Consider the following 20,034-nt stretch of genomic DNA (forward strand, 5'->3'; position numbering starts at 1 on the left):
GGAAAAAGAGGAACAAACAATTTCTTTGGAGGAAGTGAGGCAACTGGTCTCCACAGCGGGGGCTGAGGTTGTAGGAGAGCTCTTCTTCGAGCTTCGGGAAATTCATCCAGCAACATTGATCGGGCACGGAAAGGCGGAGGAGATTCGTGACCAGGTTCGTTCTCTGGGTGTCGACATTGTTGTGGTGGATGAAGATCTCTCTCCAACCCAGAACAGGAACCTGGAAGATATTTTTGCAACAAAAGTGGTTGATCGCACAGGGATCATTCTGGATATTTTTGCCTCACGGGCCCGTTCACGCGAAGGAAAAATTCAGGTAGAACTGGCGCAGCTCAAATACCTTCTCCCACGCCTCAGCGGTCATGGGCGGGAATTTTCCCGTCTGGGGGGTGGTATTGGGACCCGAGGCCCCGGTGAAACACAGTTAGAGGCGGATCAACGAAAGGTTCGTGACAAGATTTCTGTCCTTACGGATGATTTGTTGGGGATCCGTGCCCACCGGCAACTCCATCGTCGGAAACGGGAGGGGGTTCCTTTACCGACGGTTTCACTGGTCGGTTATACGAACGCCGGCAAATCAACCCTTATGAACTGCCTGACAGGGGCCGGGGTCCCTGTGGAAGACAAGCTGTTCGTGACGCTCGATCCGACGGTCAGACGCCTGAAACTCCCTTCGGGTCGTGAGATCCTGCTGGCGGATACGGTCGGTTTTGTCCGCAAGCTACCTCACGAGCTTATTGAGGCGTTTCAGGCTACATTTGAAGAGGCCCTTTCTTCGGATCTTCTGCTTCATGTGATTGATATGGTCCGCCCCCATGGGGCAGGAAGGATCCAGATCGTTGAGAAGGTTTTCAAGGAGTTGGGGATGGATGAAAAACCGGTTATTCGTGTTTTTAACAAGGTTGATAAGGACTCGGGCTTTTTTCCGGAAGGGGTCGATCGATTTCCTGACGATCTCGTTATTTCCGCCTTAAGAGGAGATGGGCGTGAGGAACTGCTGAAGAAAATCGATCAGAAGCTCGCGGAGTCGTTTCGTCAAATCATGCTCATGATCCCCCATGCGTCCGGCTCAGAACTCTCGCTTCTTTATGCCACCTCGCGTATTCTGGAAAGAGAGGACCGGAGAGAGGGGGTGCTTCTTCAAGCGGAGGTCTCAGAAAAGTACTTCAATAAATTCCAAAAGTTTCGTACAAGCCGGGGGAAATGAGTTTTTTGAATCTCCCCAATCTGATCACCCTGGGCCGGTTGTTTCTCATACCGGTCTTTCTTTATTTTGCGTTGTGGCGGCAATGGAGGGAGGCGTTCTGGATCTTTTTTATAGCGGGGGGGAGTGATCTGGTCGATGGGGCCTTGGCCCGGCTTTTGAAACAGAAAACCCGGTTAGGCGCCTTTCTTGATCCGATGGCCGACAAACTCCTTATGACAGCCGGTTTTATGACACTCACCGTTCATGGTCGGATGGACCTTTGGTTGACACTCCTTGTTTTCTCAAGAGACCTGATGATCAGTAGCGGAGTCATTTTTTTAAAGACGAAAAAGATTTTTATTGAATACCGTCCTACCTTCTTGTCAAAGGGGACAACTTTTTTTCAACTGGTCACTTTGGTGACCGCCTTGCTGTCGGTCAGTTACGGTGTTGAAACCCCCTGGAACGATTATGACCGCCTTGTCACGGCGGTTATGACCGTGCTCTCATGGATTCACTATCTCGTGAAGGGGATCAAGATTCTTCGGAGAGGGCATGCTTAAATTCAAGATTGTTGTAAGCGATTTTCACATCGGCCGCGGACGTTGGCTTCCCAACGGGACCCGCAATTATCTTGAAGATTTTTTTTACGATGACAAATTTATCGAGTTCCTTCGCTACTATCGTGAAGGGATCTACGCTGATGCGGATGTGGAGCTTATTTGCAACGGAGATTTTTTCAACCATCTGCAACTTGATATCTGGGAGAGGGACCCCGATGTCATTTCAGAAAAAGTGGCTTTGCGTCGTACGGAAGAAATTTTAAAAGGTCATCCCGAGGTTTTTGAGGAGATGAGGCGGTTTGCCGAAGCGCCCAAACACAGGATTACCTTTATTCTGGGGAACCACGATCCGGGACTTCTTTTTCCATCGGTCTGCAATCGCTTGCGTGAGGTGCTTGGGATGCATACTGCCTTCCAGATGGATGTGTACCGTTTTGATGGGGTTCATATAGAGCACGGGCACCAATTTTTTGCCGACAACGCCTACAACTCCCACCGGTATTTTCTGACCAAGGATTTGCCTGAACCGATCGTCAATCTCCCCTGGGGGAGTTTTTTTGTCATTCATTTTTTAAACCGCGTTCGGCAGGAACGCCCCTATTTTTCAAAGATCTACCCCTTCAAATACTACCTCCGGTGGGCCCTGATTCATGACACACAATTTGCCATCAAGTCGGTCTTAAGAATTCTCTTCTATTTTATTTGGCTCCGCCTCCGTAAGGACCCGCATCGCCGATCCTCCATTTTGAGAACATTCCAGATTATCAAGGAGGTCGGGATTGCCCCGAATCTGAATGAGGAGGCCAAAAAGATTCTGCTCACCGAGAGGAATACCCGGATTGTTATCTTCAGTCACACCCATCATGCCGGTTCGAGGAAAATTGCCCCTGACAAAACATATTTAAACACCGGCCTCTGGAATGAACAGATCTCGCTCGAGATCTCGAATCCGGGACGTTTGGTCGATTTGACCTATGCCCTTTTGGAATACGATGAAAAAGGCATTCCCCAGGTGTCGCTCAAGAAGTGGAAGGGAGTTTCGCATCCGATCGAGGAGGTTTATGATTGAGATCCGTGATCTTGGGAGGGTTCGATTTCAGGAAACCGAGATTCTTCAGCGTGAGTTGGTAGCCAAGCGAATGAGCGAGGGGATCCCCGATACCCTTCTTCTATTGGAGCATTTTCCTGTTATTACCATGGGGCGGCGTGAGTCGGCGGAAGACCTGCTTGTTCCCAAAGAATCGTTGCAAGAGCAGGGGATTGACTTTGTGGAGACAGACCGGGGAGGGCGTCTCACCTATCATGCCCCGGGGCAATTGGTTGGCTATTTCATATTTAAATTAGGCAAGAAGACGATCCCACAATTTGTGAGTGCCGTTGAGGAGTCTCTCATCCGGTTACTCCACCAGTATACTCTTAAGGGATCAAAGGACTGTCACTATCCGGGGGTCTGGATTGGGCAAAAAAAAATTGCAGCCCTCGGACTTCATTTTGAAAAAGGGGTCTCACGACACGGATTTGCCTTGAACGTCGATTGTGATCTTCGTCCCTATCAGTTGATGTACCCTTGTGGCATTCGTGAAAGAGGGGTGACCTCGATCTTAAACGAGACCGGCATAAAACCAATGATGAGTGAGGTAAAGAAGCAGATCCAGAATGAAGTCAGTCTCGTGCCCACTCGACCCTAATAAAGTGCTCATTATTGGACCAGTGATAGTGGACTTCCCCTTTGTGGGCCCGTTGCAGGCGATTGCCAATCCTTTGCGCCAGCTTTTCCGATGTGGTCTCTATCTTAAGTCCATCGGCTGTTTCATGGATTGACATGATTCTTTCAAGCGGGTTGAAGCCTCGGGCCCGCGTCTCTTCGTTCCGGATCAGATTGATAATGTCTGTACGATGGAGTTTGAGATAGGCCCCTTTGAGTTGAATCACGCCGGAGGGGAAACGGTCTCCAATTTTCTGACAGGCAGGGCAAAGAACCATCGGGCCATTTTCAGGTCCTTTGTGGCGGAGCTTCCCATTTCCCCCGATTGTCAATGTCCAGTGTCTGTTATGATAAACGGCATGACATCCACGGCAGACCGCACGGTCTTCTGGAGGTCTTCTGCTCAGATAGGGATCCAGGTTTTGCCCGCTGCTTCGCTTCCTGATCGAAGAAGGAGTGAATTCCTTCATAGGGAGGCCCCATGGTAGCAGATTCAGTGGGGGTTGTCTTTAAGAAAAGCCTTTGGCTTCCTCTTCCTTGAAGACAAGCAGCTGATCCGACTTCTCGGCTTCATCGGGCAAGGAAGAAACCAATTTCTGGCACTCCTTCTGATTCGTCAGATGTCTTTTAAGGCGATTTTCAATAACCCGTTTGTCGAGATGTATGAAATTGAATTTGTCTTCCGTTTCCTTCATCAGTTATCTCCTTGTTGGTTTTTCAATCTCCATGATAACCTTGCCGTTCTTAAAGATGCGCAGGTCGCCGGTTGACTCTGATATCACAAGGGCGATCGCCTTCGTCAAGGCCGTTATACCGGCGGCGGCGATATGTCGGGAACCGAGGCCCTGGGGCGTCGCATCAACATCACCGACGGCGCCCAGGTAACGGCCTGCCGACAGGACGAGGCCATCCGAGCTGATCACAAAGGCGCCATCGAGAGCAGAAAATTCGATGATCGTCTCACGGAGTGAGGGGCTCAAAATGCCCTTCTCTTCGTCGGAATATCCCTTGAACGGATTGATAATCATCTGTTTAGACAGTTGCAGGACCTTTTCCTCGTCCCCAACGACAAAAATGGTACCGACCGGTTTCCCTTCGCGCCCATGGCTGGCGAGCTCCAGCGCGATGCTGAACAGGTGTTGAAAGACATCGGGTCGGACCTCTCCCGTTAATTCCTGAAGACCATCTGTTGTGATGATCTCCTGCTCCTTGGCGGTATCGATAAAGACGACACTGTCCAGAAATTCTCCTTCCTGATGGCCCGTAAGGAAAACAATCTTATCCCCCAGGCGGATGAGTGATTTTGACAGGGCGAGAACGACCGCCATCTTGATTTGCCCCATCCGGGTCATATTGACTGACGGGAGATGAATGACCGGCTCCGTGTGATCGGTTAGATAGGTCTCCATGTCGGTCGGCGGGCGGCAGGTGACATAAATCAGGTGGCATCCCTTCGGGGGAGCCTCCGAGGGGGGATCTTTGAGGGGGTCAAGGAAGATGAGGAGTGCAGAGGAGCGTGTTGTTGCGGCCAGTTGAAAGGCGGCGCTGATCAGCGTCTTGTCGATCTCCTTTAATCTCTTTTTGACCATAATCAGTTTGTCTCCGAATTCCTTGCCAAATTCAAGGTTCTTTTCATAAGATAGGTCGATTCATGAAAAGATCTCTTTTAAGTTTGGCATTCCTTCTCATGGCCCTGCCCTCCTTCTCTTTTCAGGACCCCTTTCAATGGGAATACAAAATGGCGCCGCAAGAACTCACTCCGGGTGGTACTGTTGCAGTTTCGATCAATTTTCTGATCCCTGAAGGGTACTACCTCTATCGTGACAAAACCGGTCTGACCCTGCTGGAGGGGGAGGGGGCTTCCCTCAGTCATGTCACCTATTCCCCGTCTCACAAGAAGACGGATCCGTTCTTTGGTAAGGAGATGGATGTCTTTGAGGATGTTGCCACGATTCATGCCGATCTTCAGAGGAGTGAAAAGATACCGTCTGAAAATGGAAAGATCCTTCTCCTTCTCACCTATCAAGGCTGTTCCCAGAGCCTTTGCTACCGGCAAATGCGACACGAGATATCGGTTCCGATCAAGGGGACTTTAGGGAAATCTCTTGAGGAATCTCCTCCAGTCGATTCTTCAGCGATCGGTACCGGAAAAAGGATGATTCAGAAAAGTTTTTTTTGGACACTACTGGCGGCCTTTATAGGAGGGATCTTGACCGATCTGACCCCCTGCGTCCTGCCGATCATTCCGCTGACGCTCGCCTTCATCGGGGTTAGAAGGGGGCAAAGACGCTCCAGAAATTTTCTTCTCTCCACGGTACTTATTCTGGTGATGGCGATCAGCTATGCCTTGCTCGGTTTGATCGGGACGGTACTCGGCAAAAGCCTTGGATTTCTCTTTCAGGGGATTCCGTTTCTTGTAGCGCTCTCTCTCCTCTATCTCTTTTTTGCAATCGTTCTGATGGGGTGGATTCCGTTTCATTTGCCCGTTTCACTGCAGACCCGGATATCGAGGTGGGGAGGAGAGGGATTCTTGGGGGCCGTGTTGGCGGGGATGACCGTTGGTATCCTGGCGGCCCCTTGTGTTGGCCCGGTCCTGGGCTCTCTGCTTCTCTATGTCTCTCAGTCAGGCAGTCTGGTTGCCGGATTCACACTTCTTTTCGCGTTTGGATTGGGGATGGGCTCTCTTTTTCTTGTTGCCGCCATTTTTTATCATTCTCTCGCGGGGCAGAGTTGGGGGGCCTCTTTAACGCTCTGGTCCAAACGGCTATTGGCGCTTTTGATGATTCTCCTGGCCGGCTACTACGCCCTGACGGCGCACCGACAGATAGGGAAGAATGGGTTACGTGAATCGTCCTCTTCCTTCTGGATGACCGATCCGGAGACCGCTTTTTTGGAGGCGGCGAAGCAAGACCGGCCGATCTTTGTCGACTTCTTTGCAGAGTGGTGTCTCCCCTGTCTCGAGATGGAGAGGAGGACCTTCAACCAGGAGACGTTTCAGGAATTTCTTAAAACTGATTTTGTCCCCTTGAAGATTGACTGTACGGTCGAGACCCCCACCTGTAAAAGAATGGTTGAAAGGTACCAGGTGTTTGGTTGGCCAACCTATTTGATCCTTGACAGGGAGGGGAGGGTGCTTCAGAGGTTCGTCGGTGAGGTGATGGGGCCGGAAGAATTAACGAAGAGGTTGCAGCGATGAAAAACAGGGTTTCAAATCCCGTTGTTTCGATCACCGTCCGGAACGAGGAAGATCCGTTGGCGGGATTGTTTCGTGATCTTCTTTTGGCGCTCGGAGAGGATCCAGTCCGGGAGGGTCTTCAAAGGACGCCGGTTCGGATGGCGCGGTCGCTTCGAATGCTGACCTCCGGTTATAATCAAAATGTTGATCAGGTGTTGAACGGGGCGCTCTTTGCCGAAAACTACGACGAGATGGTCACCGTCAAAGATATCTCTTTCTATTCGCTCTGCGAGCATCATCTTCTGCCATTTTTTGGACGGTGTCACGTTGGTTATGTCCCCAAAGATCGGATTGTCGGATTAAGCAAGATTGCCCGAATGGTAGAAATTTTTGCAAAACGCCTTCAGGTGCAAGAGAGATTCACCAAACAGATTGCCGAGACGATCCAAAAAGCGTTGGACCCCAAAGGGGTTGCGGTTGTGGTGGAGGCGGAGCATCTTTGCATGCAGATGCGCGGGGTTCAGAAGCCGGGGTCCAAGGTTGTGACCTCTTCGATGCTCGGTGTCTTCCGGCGACGTCAGGAGACGCGTGAAGAGTTCATGAATTTAATCAGGGGATGAGTTTTAGTTGATTCCCTGGAAAAAAATACGAAGACCCTGTCCCTGAACCTCTGGTAGACTCCAATGCCTAAGCAATCCAAGGGTGGGGGCGATATCAAGCAGATTCATATTTGGCACAACAACCCCTCTCTTGACCCCTCGTCCTGCAACAACAAAAATAGTTTTCATGTCAGGAAGCTCCGGAGAGTATCCATGGTTCCCTTTGGCCAAAAAGGCCTCCTTGACAAGGGGGGTCTTCATCGCGGGACTGAATGAATATCCCGGCAATGCCTCAACAACAAGATCGGCTTTGGGGAACCCGCCTCGTCTAGCCATCTCATTTTTTTCATAGATCCTGGCGATCCCATTCTCTGGATTTTGCATCAGATTATTCAACAACTGACGAACCGTTGCTAATGTTGTCTCATCCTTTGGATCCTTCAGGACGATTCCGACCATCGCCCCTTCCCCATGAATGGCTGCCTTCCAGTCAGTTATCTCTCCACTCGCATCCAGTTTTATAAGACCATGATCCCTTAGGACGGGATTCAGGCGAATCCTTTTTTGACAAGGTGTGAATCCGTGATCTGAGACAATCGCAAAGGCCGTCTGTTCATAAGTCCCGGCACTCCTCGTTGCCCGCAGGATCTCTCCTATCCAACGATCGATCTTTTCAAGTTCTCCATACGCCTCCGGGCTGAAAGGGCCATATCGATGTTGGGCGTCGTCCAGACCGACAAAATGACCCAGAACAAGATCTGGTTTTTCTCGGGCAACAAGATATTTCAACGCTTGTGCCGTGAGAGGGTCCGGAAGACCATGAGAGACCCTCCTTTTATACCTTTTCCAGTCGATCCGACTAAAATAAGTATCTTCTATCGTCGTAACGAGACCTTTCGGTGTTGAGTGCCTTCGGAGCCACGGAAGCGTTCTCTCCAGACCATCGGCATCCCAATATTCAGGGATATTGAAATTCATACGGGCGTCAACGGTGACAGGCCAGTTGACACTGGCGGTCTTCCCTCCGTTCTCACTTTCGGCCTGCCAGATTGTTTTGGCTCGTATGCTTCTCGAGTCCCAATAATACTTTTCTGCTATTGGGTCTTTTGGATCGAACATGAGATTCTGATCCACACCATGTTTTGCCGGGGTGACTCCTGTTACAATCGTTGTGTGGGCCGGATAGGTAACAGAAGGATAAACGCTCTCTACGGACGCGGCGTAAGAGCCTGTTGCCATAAGGGCAGCGAGAGTAGGGATCTCCAGACCCAATTGGTCTTGTTGCAGCAGATATTCCCGCTTTAGGCCATCAATGGAAATAATGATGAGATGATCGGGATGGCCTGGAAGAGGTTCTGCCGGTGGTATCGGAAAAGGGCGGATGTTAAGACTCGCATGACAAGCCAACCCCCCCATTAGAAAGACGGTGAGAGAGATCCCGGAAAGGATTGCCCCGGAGGCCAGACCGAATCTTGTCCCTGATTGCCAAACTCCAGCCGTTCGTGGAAAATGGAGCCCTGCCAGCATATTTCTTGAAGGGGCCCTTGTTAAAGAGTTTGGAATAGTCCCGATCTCGCGAGCGGCTCCCGTCAAAGAGGTGCCGACAAAGGTGGTTGTTTGGCCAATAGAGCGTCGAATCTCCATGCCTGAATATTATCGTCTCCCGGCAACCGGAGTTGTGGTTTGTCTATTTTATCCGCCTCCGCCAGAAAACCCTGCCGTCTTGCGGCGGGGAGCTTCATCGGCGACTTTGTAGCCAAGATTATGTTTGACAAACATGATGTTTATTTGGCATCATTTTGTCTTAATGGAGTTCTGGAACCGAAAACAAGAGCTGCTTCAAATCAAAAAACAGATTGGGAAACGATCTCTTGGTTATGTCACCGGCCGGCGGCGCGTTGGAAAAACGGCTCTTCTTGTTAAGGCGTGTGAGGAGCTTGGCGGATTTTATCACCAGGCGGTCGAGGGGACCGCCCAACAACAACTTCTCCATTTGGCGGAGGAGATCGGACAAGCGCTTCCTCTGTTTCGTGAGATTGTTCCGAAAAGTTGGGGTGAGTTTTTTGCGCTTCTTTCTCGCGAGGCCCTTCCCTCACTGATTGTTTTTGATGAATTTCCTTATTGGGTGCAAGGAGATTCCACCCTGCCAAGCCTTCTTCAAAAATGGGTCGATCATGAACTTCCCAAGAAGAAGAGCTCCCTTTTTGTTTCAGGATCTTCTCAATCGATGCTGTTTTCGCATTTTTTGCGTCAAAATGTTCCTCTTTATGGTCGGGCACAAATCCATTTGTCTCTGGAACCGATGAGCTACGAATGGTTTTGCAGGGTCATGAAATATCCTGTTGATGATCCGGATTCTTTTCTTCGTTTTTCGCTGGTTGGCGGGATTCCACATTACTGGAAGTTAATGCCTTCGGGGGATGTTATCGAGCAGGCAGACCTTCTTTATTTTGCTCCCGGGGCTCTTCTCTCTGAGGAACCTGTTCAGATGTTGCGCGACGAAGGCGTGACGGGATCCATTTCAAAGGCGATTCTTGATCTGGTAGGACGGGGTGTTTCGAAACCGAGTGAATTAGCCTCACGTTTGGGAATTCCTCATGGTAATCTTTCGCGTCCCTTGGCTCTTCTTCTGGAGCTCTCTTTTCTCAAGAGAGAATTTCCATTCGGCGAGTCGGCTCGCACGACGAAGAAGATTCTTTACCGGGTCGAAGATCCTGTTCTCTCATTTTATTATGGTACTTTTCTTCCTTTCAGAGCCCAGTGGCCGGGTATGAATAAAGAGGAGAAACGTACCTTATTAAAACAGCATGCCTGCCGCCAATGGGAGATCTTTTGTCGGCGATGCCTGCCGGGATCCGGGCGGTATTGGGAAAAGGAGGTTGAAATCGATCTTGTAACTCGTCAAGGTCAGGAAGGTTACCTTATTGCGGAGTGTAAATGGGCAAATCTAGACAAAAAAGAGGAGTCAAGACTTGTTGAAAACCTGAAGAGAAAATTTGAACAAGCGGCCTTGAGTCAAAAGATGAAAGGGAAGAAGGTTAGTTTCCGGATCTTTTCTCACCGGGATCTAACTTCCCTCGCTGCAATGTAACCGACTTACCTGAGATAAGTCGCCTTGATCGTCGAACTGATTCCACCACGCACAGTGAATTCTCCCATAACCTCCATAAATCGAGGTTGGCAGGCGGCGACGAGGTCATCCAGAATCTGATTCACAACCCGTTCGTAGAAGACCCCTTCGTTCCGGTAGGACCAGAGGTAGAGTTTGAGTGATTTGAGCTCAATACAGAGTTCATGAGGGATGTACCGGATAACAATCTTTCCAAAATCAGGCTGACCGGTTTTTGGACAGACACTCGTGAATTCGGGACAGTCCATGCGAATTTCATAGTCCCGTTCCGGTTTCGGGTTGGGAAAGGTCTCAAGGTTCCTGGATGGTTTTGTCGACATCGACTCCTGCCCTATCTGCTTCCCAAGGGTGATTTCAAGCCTTTTTATACGCCATCGCCTGCAAGGAACGGCCTTCTCGACTCCACTTTTCCGCATAGAAGGTCGGAAAGAGTGAGGCATCGGCCGTTTTTAAGAGAAATTCCGGTAGCTCCGCAAAGACCTCCTGAATCTGGTTTTTGTATTGAGAGTCATCCGTTGCGACAAACACAGAACCGCCGGCCTTGAGAGAGCGATGGAGGTCTTTCAAGAACGGTGTTTGAAACAGTCTGTGTTTCGCATGGCGGCGTTTGGGCCAGGGATCGGAATAAAGGATGTAAACCTCATCGAAGACCTCTTCCTGAAATTTTTCTGGAACGACGATTCGCGCATCACCAAACAAAACAGAAACGTTGGGATAAGGTTCCAGGCGTCTCAAGAGTTTTTCAAACCGCTTCCGTTTGTATTCGATGGCGGCAATCTGCTTTAAGGGATTGTTTTGGGCGAGTGAGATCAGAAAGTCACCGCGGCCAGGGCCAATCTCCAGAATAGAGGGATTTGTGGACACGGTACCGGAAGTTAGCGAGATCTTGCCTCGACCTTCCCCCGTCCACCGAATTTTTCATGCCAGGGATAAGCCCCCTTTTCCAGAACGGCATTCAACGCCTTAATGTTTTGGACGCCGCGGTCCGAGAGCCAGCGCTCCAGTGCGGCAACGCCCGACTTGGCATAAACAGGGATTCCCTCCTTCCAGGTGGCACGGCCACAGAGGACTCCATTAAAATGGACCCCGGCCTGGAGTGCGAGTTCAAGGCTTTCCCGGAATTCCTCATCACTGACACCGGCTGAAAGATAGATAAACGGTTTTTGAGTGACCGCCGCTGCCTTCCGGAAGAGTTCCTTCGCCTCATCCCGCGTATAAGCAGATTCTCCCTTACAGGTCTCCGCCCCCTTGACGAACTTCATGTTGATCGGCACTTCGACCTTGAGGACATCGACGTGATAGCGATCTTTTGAGAACTCCTCCATGCTATGAGTGACAATCTCCGGCTTCTTACGCGCGTATTCGATCCCTTTCTCATCCTCTCCGCCCGTTGCATAGCCGACAAACTCGAGGAAATAGGGGATGTCATTTTCAACACACTCCCGGCCGATTTTTTCCACCCAGTCATGCTTTCGTTTGTTGATCTCCTTTTGCTCAAAGGGGGAGTAGTAGAGGAGGATCTTGACCGCATTCGCCCCTGCCGCAATCGATTTTTTGACATTCCAACCTGGAATGAGTTGGGGAAATCGTCCGGGTGATGTCTGGTCATAGCCGGTTGATTCATAGGAGAGGAGAAGGCCAGCGTTTGAGGCCCTCTGGCGGGCCGCTTCCAGACCGAATTCCGGATCCAGCAGAACGGCCGTGGCATGTGGCGTCAGTACTTTTGTAACGGCCGTTTTGAACTCCGACATCATTTGAGCCGTTATCTCTTTAGGATCACATCCTTTCTCCTTGGCAATCGCCTTTTGCAGCGAACCTCTCTGGTCCATCGCCGCCGCGGCAATGACCCCTTTTTTGTTGGCCAGTTTCTCGAGATTTTTCAGTTTGCCCGGTGTCAGTGTTGTCATCGTCCCCCTCCTTTTTGGTTTCACAATGCAAGGTTCTTTATGAAAAACAGGATTCTTTATCAACCCTATCTATTAAATCAGTTCTTCGAATGCCTTCTCGATCCTCTCCAGCCCCTTTTGAATCTTCTCCATCGAGGTTGCGTACGAGAGCCGGATATAGCCCTCCGCCCCGAATCCGGTACCGGGTACGACGGCAACCCGCGATTTTATAAGGAGGTATTCCGCAAGGTCGTCCGAACCGCGAATCGCTTTGTCGTCGTACCGTTTTCCAAAATAGGCAGAGATATTCGGGAAGACATAGAACGCCCCCTGCGGATTGAAGCAGGAGATGCCGGGGATTTTATTGAAGAAGCTTACCATATAGTCCCGCCGCTTTTTAAATTCACCGACCCATTCCCGGAGAAAATCCTGTGGGCCGTTCAAGGCGGCAACACAGGCCCACTGGGTTGCCGAGTTGATATTCGTGGTAACCTGCCCCTGAAATTTGGTCATCGCCTGGATGATATCCTTAGGGCCGGCGGCATACCCCATCCGCCAACCGGTCATTGAATAAACCTTGGAGGCTCCATTCACAGTGATTGTAAGCCCTTTCATCTTCTCGTGAAGCGATGCGATGCTCACAAATTGAAAACCATCATAAACAATTTTTTCGTAGATCTCGTCGGAGAGACAGAGAATTTCATGCTGGGTGAGCACTTCTGCAATCTCTTCAAGTTTTTTTCGGGGGTAGGCGCCGCCGGTCGGATTCGAGGGGCTGTTCAAGACAAAGATTCGGGTCTTTTTTGTGATCGCCTTTTCCAGCACTTCCGGCCTAAGGCAGAAGCTGTCCCTCTCCTCCGTTGGCAGCATGACCGGTGTGCCGTCGCAGAGCAGCACCTGATCCGGATAACTGACCCAGTAAGGGGAGGGGATGATCACCTCGTCGCTTGGGTTCAGGAGGGCCTGAAAGGCGTTGTAGAGGGAATGCTTGCCGCCGACGGAGACAAGAACTTCGTCACGGCTGTACGACAGGCCGTTGTCTCTCTTGAATTTGGCGATGATCGCATCTTTGAGCTCATTGATTCCACCGACGGCGGTGTATTTCGTCTTGCCAGCCTTGAGTGCTTGAACCGCTGCCTCCTTGATCGGGTCCGGGGTGTCAAAATCCGGTTCACCGGCGCCGAAACTGATCACATCAATCCCATCGGCGATCATCTGTTTTGCCTTGGTGTCAATGGCAATCGTGGATGACGGCTTGATCCGTTTTATTCGATCGGAGAGTAAGGTCATTTTTTCCTCTCCCTTTTTTTGTTCAGTTTTTTCTGAACGGCGTTGGGGACCATGCCACTGACAGAACCGCCCAGCCGGGCTACCTCTCGGATCAACGTTGAACTGACGTGGGCGTACTGTGGCTCCGTCATCATGAAGACCGTCTCAATAGCAGGGGCCAGTTTTTTATTGGTGAGAGCCATCTGAAACTCATATTCATAGTCTTGAAGTGTCCTGAGTCCCCTCAGAATGGCAGTGGCCTTTCGGGATTGGGCGTATTTGACAAGAAGTTCGTCTTTAAACGAATCGACTTCCACAGCCGGAAATTTTTTAAAGATCTCCCGAAGCAATTGGACCCTCTCTTCAACCGTCAGAAGCCTGTTTTTGGAAGAATTGACTGCAACAACAACGATAATTTTGTCGAAAAGATTTAAACCCCTTTCGATGATATTCAGGTGTCCCTCGGTGGGGGGATCAAACGACCCAGGATAAACAGCGATCTTCATAAATTTCATCTCTTCAAAAAACTGATCAATGTCTGGCCGTACTTCCGCTGATCAACCAGCCTCAGGCCTGTTTCTTTTTTGATCGGTTCCCTTGGGCTGTGCTCTACGACGACGATTCCATCCGGGGCAAGGAGATTTTCCCGTGCAATTTCGAGCAGTGTGGGGTTTACCAGATTATTGTCATAGGGGGGGTCGACAAAAATTAAAGCAAATCCCTCCTCCGCTTCCCCCTTGATCCGTGGGGAGATAGGGGGGATTTTGAATTTGAAAATTTTGGCATACATTTCCAAGCCGCATTTCTCTAAATTTTTTTTGACTAGATTGAGTGCCTCTCGAGATAAATCGACAAAGGTACAGTGGGCCGCCCCCCTTGAAATGGCCTCAATCCCGATCGATCCGGTTCCGGCAAAGAGATCCAACACCGTTTTCCCTTGAATCTCCCAAAGGATATTAAAAATCGCCTGCTTGACCTTGTCTAAGGCAGGACGGATACGGTCGCTTTTCGGACCGGTTAAGATTCTTCCCTTGGCTGATCCACTGATGACACGCATCGTTGTTCCGCTACCATGAATCTTTACTTCGTTTAAAGAAGAGATTAGGGGCCTATAATGCCCCAGTTTCCTATCCCTCCGGGCCAGAACCCGGGTACGATTGTCACCCTGTCGCGGGAAGACTCAAAACATCTTGTCCGGGTCCTCCGCGCCTCTGTGGGGGAACGAATCGGCCTTTTTGACGGTGCCTGCCGGTTTGAGGGGGAGATCGTCGTCCTCTCTCCTGTCGGAACCGAGGTCCGGCTGCTCAAAAGCGTCCCAATAAAACCGGTTCAAGGAGAGGTCGTTTTGTGCCAATCTCTGTTGAAGGGGGAGAAGATGGAGTGGGTAATCCAGAAGGCGGTTGAGTTGGGGGCATCTGCCGTTATTTCATTTAAGTCCGAGCGGTCAATCCCCACCTCTTTCAAACAGGAGAAGATCGGTCGGTGGCAAAAAATCGCCGACGAGGCGCTTAAACAATCCGGCCGTGTCAATCCGATGAGGGTTCATTGGGAAGAGGATTTTTCAAGCCTTGTACGAAAAACAGCTATTGGCTCGAAAATTATTTTTTCGGAAAAGGGAAAGACCCTTCCTGTGGACTCTCACAAGAGGAACTATTCTCTCTTTGTTGGTCCCGAAGGGGGATTTTCCGATCAGGAAATTTCACTTGCAAAGGAGGAGGGGTGCGAGGTTGTCTCGCTCGGTTCCCGGACCCTGCGAGCGGAAACCGCCTCCCTCGTCTCTTTAACTCTTGTTCAACATGAACTGGGAAACATCTAAAAAGCCCCTGATTCTGGCCCATCGTGGTTTTGCAGAGCGTTACGTTGAGAACAGTCTTGAGGCGATTGAGGCGGCGATGAAACTGGGGGTCGATGGAGTTGAGGTCGACTTGCGTATGACGGCCGACAACGAGCTCATTATTTTTCATGACAAGACGCTTAAACGGTTGGCCGATCGGGACGATAATATAGAGGAATTAACCTCTTCCTCGATACGACAGATTGACTTGCAGGGTTCCCATCTTCCAACACTGGAGGAACTGCTTGACCTCGTTCAAGACAAACTCCTCCTCAATCTTGAAATCAAGACGGTTCGGTACCGATCCTCTGTTGTGGAGAAAAAACTTCTTGCAACACTTCGTGCCTTTGGGCTGGGATCTTCTATTCTCGTCTCTGCCTTTCACCCACTTCCGCTTTATCGGCTGTCCCATTTGGCTCCTGAACTCAAGCGAGGCTATCTCTGCTGGAACCGCTACCTCCGTACCCGCCACCGCCTGTTGGTCGAAAAGAAGGTAGGGCCATCCTCTTTGAACATTGCCCTCGAAGATGCGACGCAGAAGACTGTTCGTTCAGGACAGGCGCGGGGCAGACGGATTTTTGTTTGGACTGTTAACGAACCGGATGATATGAATAGAATGGTCTCTTGGGGGGTTGACGGTGTTTTCAGTGACCGGCCGGATCGGTTGCTTTCCCTCAGGACCAACGGATGACAACTCACGAGAGCGACAGCGAAGTTAGCGCCACCGTGCTTGACCACGCAGAGTCGAGCGGACCCCATGCCCCGCGCTATCTCTATCGGACCGCCAGCCTTCAGGAGCGGTTTGCCTGCTTCTTTGTCGATCTTCTGCTGAGTACCTATCTTCTGGGTGGTTGGGCTCTCCTTCTGGGCCGTTTTTTTCACAAGGACCCGTTTGAATTCCAGGGGAGCACGGAGATCATCTGGATCTCATCTTCGGTCGCCTTTTATCTTCTTTATCACCTCTTCTTTGAGGGGGTTTTCACGGCAACGCCCGGCAAGATGCTCGGAAGGCTTATCATTCACAAGAAAGGAGGGGGAACCCCCTCTCTCTTCGCCATCTTGCTCCGTACCCTGTTTCGTCTGGTCGATTATCCGCTCTTCTTTTTGACCGGTCTGGGGATGATGGAATCAACGAGGCGATGCCGGCGGCTTGGGGATCTCGTCGCGGGAACCGTTGTCTTGAAGAAACTTCCGTTTCAAGGGAACGCACAAAGGAGAGAAGAGATGGTTTCCGCAGGGGCGACACTTAGAACCTACGCCTTCGGGGTCGATTTTGTCTTATCCGTCCTTTTTCTTTATGGAATTCTTCTCTCTATTCCGGCCGATCGTCCCCGACTTTCCTTTATCCTTCTGAATCTCGTACCATTGATACTCTTGCTCTACTTGGCCTTGGCCGAGACGATTTTTCAGTCGACGTTTGGAAAGGTTATTTTTGGGCTCAAGGTGGTTCAGGAGGATGGTTCGCGTCCCTCCTTCTCGCTCATCCTGGTCAGGAATTTTTTTCGGATAGTTGATATGAATCCGCTCGGTTATCTCTGTGCCTTGCTCTCTTCCAGAAAGCAGAGACCGGGGGATATTGCCGCTGGAACACGTGTGATCCATGCCCCTCGTAATTGGCGGGGATGGATGGTTGTCCCTTATATGCTTCTTCTCACAACCGGAGCGGTTGTGGGAGGCTGGTTCCAACCGGGCAGTTTTTATCGGCAGGGGTATCATTTGCGTGTGGGAGGTCAGACGTTTGAATTGGTCCCTCATTTTTTCTTGAGTGAAACAGGAGAGTCGCTTCGAATAGAACAACTTGTGTTGCAGCTCAATGAGGGAGAATCAAGCGGGGGAGCCCCATTTCATGCCGGAGATCTGATCGCCGTGAGCTTCCGGCTCGCCGGATTTGAACCAAAAAGTGACAGGGCCTGGGTCCAGGTTGATCTCCTCGTGCGTGATCCGCGGCGAAACGTCATCCTGAGCAAGGCAAACATCATCAATTCAGGAATTGAACTCCGGGGGAAAAAGGATGCAGATCTCTCGTCTCGCTTTGCCCTTCACCCGGAGGCCGCTCATGGCCGATATGAACTGGAGCTGACGGTTCGGGACCGGTTGGCGAAGACGACGTTGTTTCATCGTGTTGAATTTCAGGTCGAGTAAACCTTCACGGACCTTTAAGGGAATAATCCCCTTGAGAGCATCGCGGTCGTGATTTTTTCAATGGCGATACGCATGGCGGACTCACGGAGGCTGATCTTTTCCTTCTGGGCCCTTTCGTAGACGGCCAGGAACGCCCTTCGCATGATTTCAAAGAGTCGTTCGTTGATCTCTTTCTCTGACCAGAAGAAGTTCTGAAGCCCCTGGACCCATTCAAAATAGGAAACCGTCACGCCGCCTGCATTCGCGAGGATATCCGGGAGTACGAGGATCTCATTTTGGTCTTCAAGCAGCTTGATCGCCTCGCTGTCGGTCGGTCCATTCGCGCCCTCAGCAATCATACGACATTTGAGCTTTTTGACATTCTTGGCAGTAATGACGCCACCAGCGGCGGCCGGGATGAGAATGTCACAGGGCAGCGTAAGCAGCTCATCGTTCGGGATCAGTGTCCCTTCGGGATAACCGGCCAGAAAGCGATTTTTATCGACGTACTTCTTCAGAGACTCGTAAGAGAAGCCCCGTTCATTATAGTAGGAGGCGGTGTGGTCGCCAACCCCGACGATTTGACAACCAATCTTCGTAATCTTCCTCGCCGCCGCGCCACCGACCTGTCCGAACCCTTGAATGACAACCCGCACGTTTTGATCGAGCTTCCAGTTCATCTGCTGGGCCGCCTCCATGATGCAGTAGACAACGCCGCGTCCCGGTGCCTCTTCACGCCCGAGCGAGCCTCCAATAGCAATCGGTTTGCCCGTGACGACACCGGGGACTGAAAAGCCTTTCAGTGAGCTGTAGGTGTCCATCATCCAGGCCATGACTTGAGCCGAGGTTCCCATGTCGGGTGCGGGGATGTCCCGGTCCGGACCGATAAAATTGATGATCTCGGCTGTGTAACGGCGTGTGAGACGCTGGCACTCCTGGCGGGAGAGCAGCGTGGCGTCGATCTTGACTCCCCCCTTGGCACCTCCCAAGGGAAGACCAACCAGTGCGGTTTTCCAGGTCATCAGCATTGCGAGTGCTGAGACCTCACCCAGATTGACGCTTTCGTGATAACGGATACCCCCCTTGCAGGGACCGAGCGTGTCATTATGTTGGACCCGATAACCGGGGACGACGCGGACCAATCCATTGTCCATCCGGAAGGGGACCGACACAATCAGTACACGGTCCGGGACCCGGAGCCGGTTGAAGGCGTTTTCATCGAGCGAAATTTTTTTGGCGACATTTTCGAACTGGATCTGGGTGTCTCTAAAGAGGGGAGAATCCCATTCGGCCGATTCCGGATAGTTCATCTCTTTTTTTGAGGGTGTCATACGAGTGATTCATCTCCTTTCATTGTTGGGTGTGAGGCCCTTCCTGGAAATACCCCACAGACCTATAAGATTCTCCTTCGACATCATAAGCCAGAAGAGAGAGAGGGCGATGTAGACAAAGGCGTAGGCATGTCGGGCCTCTTTGGAGGTGAAGAAGAGCTGGGTTACAAAGAGAACAAAGATGAGTAATGCCTCCCAGAGCGTGAAGCGGAGGTTGGCAATCACGACAAAGGCAAAGATTGACTGGGCCGAGGTGAGGAAGATCTCCTCAACCTGCCGGGCGTCCATTGGCATCGGCATCAAGTGGCCCGCGGAGATGTTATAGACAAGGGGGAGCATGCCGATCAGAAGCGTCCACTGGTTTACCTTTGAGGAGAGAAGCGTCCCGATACTCGAGGCTGCCTTGGCACGGAGGGCAAAGAGGATCGCAACGATAAACTCCGGTGATTCTGAGGCGAGCGGTGCCAGCCATTGAACCAGGATAAACTCCTCAATCCCCAGGTGTCGTCCCGTCTCCAGTAACCCCTCGGCAAAAGGTTCGGCAGAAAGGAAAATGGTGGCACCTGAAACGAGAAAGAAGAAGAGCGTCGCCAGAAGTTTTGAGTTTCGTGTCCACTTGGCGATAAACTCGATCGGCCCTTCGATCTCAGGTTCTTCGTGGTGACTCCGCGTTGCCTGGTAAATGTAGCGGCAAAAGATCGCCAGGAAGAACAGGGAATCAACCCAGGAGAGATTGTGGAACATCGGGATCACGAAGGAATAGAGGGTTGCCAGGCCCAGGGCGAACAGTTCAACGCGGTTTTCAGGTTCCAGCTGTATCTCTTTTTTCTTTGTTCGAAAAAAGTAGGCGAACACAACCGTGGCCCAGCCAAGACCGATCAGAAGGCGGTTGGAACCGGTCATGTTGGCGGTGGCGTAGTGGATATACTGGGGATCCTTGCCGGCCTGCCAGGCAAAGTACATATCGACGGCGTACTCGGGCAGGACGGCAATCAACGCGAGAAAGGCAATCGCGAGAGACTGGGGGATAAAAAACTGCGCCAGCTCGGCCCCCCAAGAGAGCAGAAAGGCGGCTCCGAAGATCGCCAGGCCCGGGAGGATTGCATTCCAGGGGGCGGGGAGAGAAACGCCTGAAAATCTGATGAGAGACCACTGAAAACAGAGGAGCACAACAAGCCCGATGAGCAGCGTCGATCGGAGATTTTTCATGCCATATCCTTTCAAGCCCCTTTGTC

Annotated in this window: 22 protein-coding genes; 10 read left to right on the top strand and 12 right to left on the bottom strand. The window is 51.1% G+C overall.

The features are described from left to right. Nucleotides 1-34: 34 nt before the first annotated feature. The 4 genes from hflX to lipB are packed head-to-tail and all read left to right on the top strand — an operon-like array spanning nucleotide 35 to nucleotide 3,437. Nucleotides 35-1,207, top strand: coding sequence for a GTPase HflX (hflX, locus tag HYT77_04565; GenBank protein ID MBI2067267.1), 1,173 nt, complete (start codon nucleotides 35-37; stop codon nucleotides 1,205-1,207). Continuing rightward, nucleotides 1,204-1,749 (top strand): CDP-alcohol phosphatidyltransferase family protein, encoded by a 546-nt coding sequence (locus HYT77_04570; GenBank protein ID MBI2067268.1) that lies wholly within the window; start codon nucleotides 1,204-1,206, stop codon nucleotides 1,747-1,749. Before hflX ends, HYT77_04570 begins: the two co-directional genes overlap by 4 nt. Then, nucleotides 1,742-2,818 (top strand): metallophosphoesterase, encoded by a 1,077-nt coding sequence (locus HYT77_04575; GenBank protein ID MBI2067269.1) that lies wholly within the window; start codon nucleotides 1,742-1,744, stop codon nucleotides 2,816-2,818. Before HYT77_04570 ends, HYT77_04575 begins: the two co-directional genes overlap by 8 nt. Continuing rightward, complete coding sequence (lipB, locus tag HYT77_04580) at nucleotides 2,811-3,437, top strand: lipoyl(octanoyl) transferase LipB (protein MBI2067270.1); 627 nt, start codon at nucleotides 2,811-2,813, stop codon at nucleotides 3,435-3,437. Before HYT77_04575 ends, lipB begins: the two co-directional genes overlap by 8 nt. On the opposite strand, the gene HYT77_04585 is transcribed toward lipB, so the two are convergent. Genes HYT77_04585 through HYT77_04595 form a run of 3 tightly spaced genes read right to left on the bottom strand, consistent with a single transcriptional unit; the run spans nucleotide 3,412 to nucleotide 5,043 of the window. After that, nucleotides 3,412-3,924 carry a hypothetical protein gene (locus HYT77_04585; GenBank protein MBI2067271.1) on the bottom strand — a complete coding sequence of 171 codons (513 nt, stop codon included), beginning with the start codon at nucleotides 3,922-3,924 and terminating at the stop codon, nucleotides 3,412-3,414. The genes lipB and HYT77_04585 overlap by 26 nt on opposite strands. A 39-nt stretch (nucleotides 3,925-3,963) precedes the next feature. Continuing rightward, entirely contained in the window at nucleotides 3,964-4,149 is a 186-nt protein-coding gene (locus tag HYT77_04590) for a hypothetical protein (protein ID MBI2067272.1), read from the bottom strand. A gap of 3 nt (nucleotides 4,150-4,152) precedes the next feature. Further along, nucleotides 4,153-5,043, bottom strand: a complete 891-nt coding sequence (locus tag HYT77_04595; protein MBI2067273.1) for a DNA integrity scanning protein DisA nucleotide-binding domain protein — start codon at nucleotides 5,041-5,043, stop codon at nucleotides 4,153-4,155. Between the two features lie 62 nt (nucleotides 5,044-5,105). On the opposite strand from HYT77_04595, the gene HYT77_04600 reads away from it, so the two are divergent. Both HYT77_04600 and folE read left to right on the top strand, forming a co-directional pair. After that, a complete protein-coding gene (locus HYT77_04600; GenBank protein MBI2067274.1) occupies nucleotides 5,106-6,650 on the top strand; it encodes a thioredoxin family protein in 1,545 nt (514 codons plus the stop codon). After that, complete coding sequence (gene folE, locus HYT77_04605) at nucleotides 6,647-7,249, top strand: GTP cyclohydrolase I FolE (protein ID MBI2067275.1); 603 nt, start codon at nucleotides 6,647-6,649, stop codon at nucleotides 7,247-7,249. The genes HYT77_04600 and folE overlap by 4 nt, the downstream gene beginning before the upstream one ends. A gap of 3 nt (nucleotides 7,250-7,252) precedes the next feature. Here folE and HYT77_04610 read toward each other — a convergent pair whose 3' ends face one another. After that, complete coding sequence (locus tag HYT77_04610) at nucleotides 7,253-8,872, bottom strand: alkaline phosphatase family protein (protein MBI2067276.1); 1,620 nt, start codon at nucleotides 8,870-8,872, stop codon at nucleotides 7,253-7,255. 163 nt (nucleotides 8,873-9,035) lie between these two features. Between HYT77_04610 and HYT77_04615 the strand changes: the two genes are divergently transcribed. Continuing rightward, on the top strand, nucleotides 9,036-10,319 hold the full coding sequence (locus tag HYT77_04615; GenBank protein ID MBI2067277.1) for an ATP-binding protein: 1,284 nt from the start codon (nucleotides 9,036-9,038) through the stop codon (nucleotides 10,317-10,319). Nucleotides 10,320-10,324: 5 nt separating this feature from the next. Here HYT77_04615 and queF read toward each other — a convergent pair whose 3' ends face one another. From queF to rsmD, 6 genes are all read right to left on the bottom strand, one after another. Then, entirely contained in the window at nucleotides 10,325-10,678 is a 354-nt protein-coding gene (gene queF, locus HYT77_04620; protein ID MBI2067278.1) for an NADPH-dependent 7-cyano-7-deazaguanine reductase QueF, read from the bottom strand. Nucleotides 10,679-10,712: 34 nt separating this feature from the next. Then, nucleotides 10,713-11,222, bottom strand: coding sequence for a hypothetical protein (locus tag HYT77_04625; protein ID MBI2067279.1), 510 nt, complete (start codon nucleotides 11,220-11,222; stop codon nucleotides 10,713-10,715). Between the two features lie 11 nt (nucleotides 11,223-11,233). Continuing rightward, complete coding sequence (locus tag HYT77_04630) at nucleotides 11,234-12,265, bottom strand: tagatose 1,6-diphosphate aldolase (protein ID MBI2067280.1); 1,032 nt, start codon at nucleotides 12,263-12,265, stop codon at nucleotides 11,234-11,236. 72 nt (nucleotides 12,266-12,337) lie between these two features. Next, on the bottom strand, nucleotides 12,338-13,534 hold the full coding sequence (locus tag HYT77_04635; protein ID MBI2067281.1) for a pyridoxal phosphate-dependent aminotransferase: 1,197 nt from the start codon (nucleotides 13,532-13,534) through the stop codon (nucleotides 12,338-12,340). Beyond that, nucleotides 13,531-14,019, bottom strand: coding sequence for a pantetheine-phosphate adenylyltransferase (gene coaD, locus HYT77_04640; protein MBI2067282.1), 489 nt, complete (start codon nucleotides 14,017-14,019; stop codon nucleotides 13,531-13,533). Before coaD ends, HYT77_04635 begins: the two co-directional genes overlap by 4 nt. Before the next feature lie 5 nt (nucleotides 14,020-14,024). Next, nucleotides 14,025-14,570: a 16S rRNA (guanine(966)-N(2))-methyltransferase RsmD gene (gene rsmD, locus HYT77_04645; protein MBI2067283.1), complete on the bottom strand. Its 546-nt coding sequence runs from the start codon at nucleotides 14,568-14,570 to the stop codon at nucleotides 14,025-14,027. 57 nt (nucleotides 14,571-14,627) lie between these two features. Here rsmD and HYT77_04650 point away from each other — a divergent pair, with 57 nt between their 5' ends. Genes HYT77_04650 through HYT77_04660 form a run of 3 tightly spaced genes read left to right on the top strand, consistent with a single transcriptional unit; the run spans nucleotide 14,628 to nucleotide 17,489 of the window. Further along, nucleotides 14,628-15,329 (top strand): 16S rRNA (uracil(1498)-N(3))-methyltransferase, encoded by a 702-nt coding sequence (locus HYT77_04650; GenBank protein MBI2067284.1) that lies wholly within the window; start codon nucleotides 14,628-14,630, stop codon nucleotides 15,327-15,329. Then, complete coding sequence (locus tag HYT77_04655; GenBank protein MBI2067285.1) at nucleotides 15,310-16,038, top strand: hypothetical protein; 729 nt, start codon at nucleotides 15,310-15,312, stop codon at nucleotides 16,036-16,038. The genes HYT77_04650 and HYT77_04655 overlap by 20 nt, the downstream gene beginning before the upstream one ends. A gap of 35 nt (nucleotides 16,039-16,073) precedes the next feature. After that, complete coding sequence (locus HYT77_04660) at nucleotides 16,074-17,489, top strand: RDD family protein (GenBank protein MBI2067286.1); 1,416 nt, start codon at nucleotides 16,074-16,076, stop codon at nucleotides 17,487-17,489. Between the two features lie 14 nt (nucleotides 17,490-17,503). Here the strand turns inward: HYT77_04660 and HYT77_04665 are convergent, their stop codons facing one another. Together HYT77_04665 and HYT77_04670 are read right to left on the bottom strand one after the other, a co-directional pair. After that, the gene (locus tag HYT77_04665) at nucleotides 17,504-18,778 is read right to left on the bottom strand and encodes a Glu/Leu/Phe/Val dehydrogenase (GenBank protein MBI2067287.1); all 1,275 of its coding nucleotides are present in this window, start codon (nucleotides 18,776-18,778) and stop codon (nucleotides 17,504-17,506) included. A 30-nt stretch (nucleotides 18,779-18,808) separates the two neighbouring features. Beyond that, the gene (locus tag HYT77_04670; GenBank protein MBI2067288.1) at nucleotides 18,809-20,008 is read right to left on the bottom strand and encodes a sodium:calcium antiporter; all 1,200 of its coding nucleotides are present in this window, start codon (nucleotides 20,006-20,008) and stop codon (nucleotides 18,809-18,811) included. Between the last annotated feature and the right edge of the window lie 26 nt (nucleotides 20,009-20,034).

It is taken from the genome of Deltaproteobacteria bacterium (genome assembly GCA_016180855.1).
GTDB lineage: Bacteria > UBA10199 > UBA10199 > JACPAL01 > JACPAL01 > JACPAL01.

Excerpts from the sequence above, each read along its gene's own strand:
- HYT77_04615 (MBI2067277.1), top strand. The coding sequence starts at position 9,036 with ATGGAGTTCTGGAACCGAAAACAAGAGCTGCTTCAAATCAAAAAACAG.
- HYT77_04610 (MBI2067276.1), bottom strand. The coding sequence starts at position 8,872 with ATGGAGATTCGACGCTCTATTGGCCAAACAACCACCTTTGTCGGCACC.
- HYT77_04655 (MBI2067285.1), top strand. The coding sequence starts at position 15,310 with ATGAACTGGGAAACATCTAAAAAGCCCCTGATTCTGGCCCATCGTGGT.
- HYT77_04595 (MBI2067273.1), bottom strand. The coding sequence starts at position 5,043 with ATGGTCAAAAAGAGATTAAAGGAGATCGACAAGACGCTGATCAGCGCC.
- HYT77_04665 (MBI2067287.1), bottom strand. The coding sequence starts at position 18,778 with ATGAACTATCCGGAATCGGCCGAATGGGATTCTCCCCTCTTTAGAGAC.
- HYT77_04570 (MBI2067268.1), top strand. The coding sequence starts at position 1,204 with ATGAGTTTTTTGAATCTCCCCAATCTGATCACCCTGGGCCGGTTGTTT.
- HYT77_04670 (MBI2067288.1), bottom strand. The coding sequence starts at position 20,008 with ATGAAAAATCTCCGATCGACGCTGCTCATCGGGCTTGTTGTGCTCCTC.
- HYT77_04650 (MBI2067284.1), top strand. The coding sequence starts at position 14,628 with ATGCCCCAGTTTCCTATCCCTCCGGGCCAGAACCCGGGTACGATTGTC.
- HYT77_04585 (MBI2067271.1), bottom strand. The coding sequence starts at position 3,924 with ATGAAGGAATTCACTCCTTCTTCGATCAGGAAGCGAAGCAGCGGGCAA.
- HYT77_04575 (MBI2067269.1), top strand. The coding sequence starts at position 1,742 with ATGCTTAAATTCAAGATTGTTGTAAGCGATTTTCACATCGGCCGCGGA.
- queF (MBI2067278.1), bottom strand. The coding sequence starts at position 10,678 with ATGTCGACAAAACCATCCAGGAACCTTGAGACCTTTCCCAACCCGAAA.
- lipB (MBI2067270.1), top strand. The coding sequence starts at position 2,811 with ATGATTGAGATCCGTGATCTTGGGAGGGTTCGATTTCAGGAAACCGAG.
- HYT77_04590 (MBI2067272.1), bottom strand. The coding sequence starts at position 4,149 with ATGAAGGAAACGGAAGACAAATTCAATTTCATACATCTCGACAAACGG.
- HYT77_04635 (MBI2067281.1), bottom strand. The coding sequence starts at position 13,534 with ATGACCTTACTCTCCGATCGAATAAAACGGATCAAGCCGTCATCCACG.
- rsmD (MBI2067283.1), bottom strand. The coding sequence starts at position 14,570 with ATGCGTGTCATCAGTGGATCAGCCAAGGGAAGAATCTTAACCGGTCCG.
- HYT77_04630 (MBI2067280.1), bottom strand. The coding sequence starts at position 12,265 with ATGACAACACTGACACCGGGCAAACTGAAAAATCTCGAGAAACTGGCC.
- folE (MBI2067275.1), top strand. The coding sequence starts at position 6,647 with ATGAAAAACAGGGTTTCAAATCCCGTTGTTTCGATCACCGTCCGGAAC.
- HYT77_04600 (MBI2067274.1), top strand. The coding sequence starts at position 5,106 with ATGAAAAGATCTCTTTTAAGTTTGGCATTCCTTCTCATGGCCCTGCCC.
- coaD (MBI2067282.1), bottom strand. The coding sequence starts at position 14,019 with ATGAAGATCGCTGTTTATCCTGGGTCGTTTGATCCCCCCACCGAGGGA.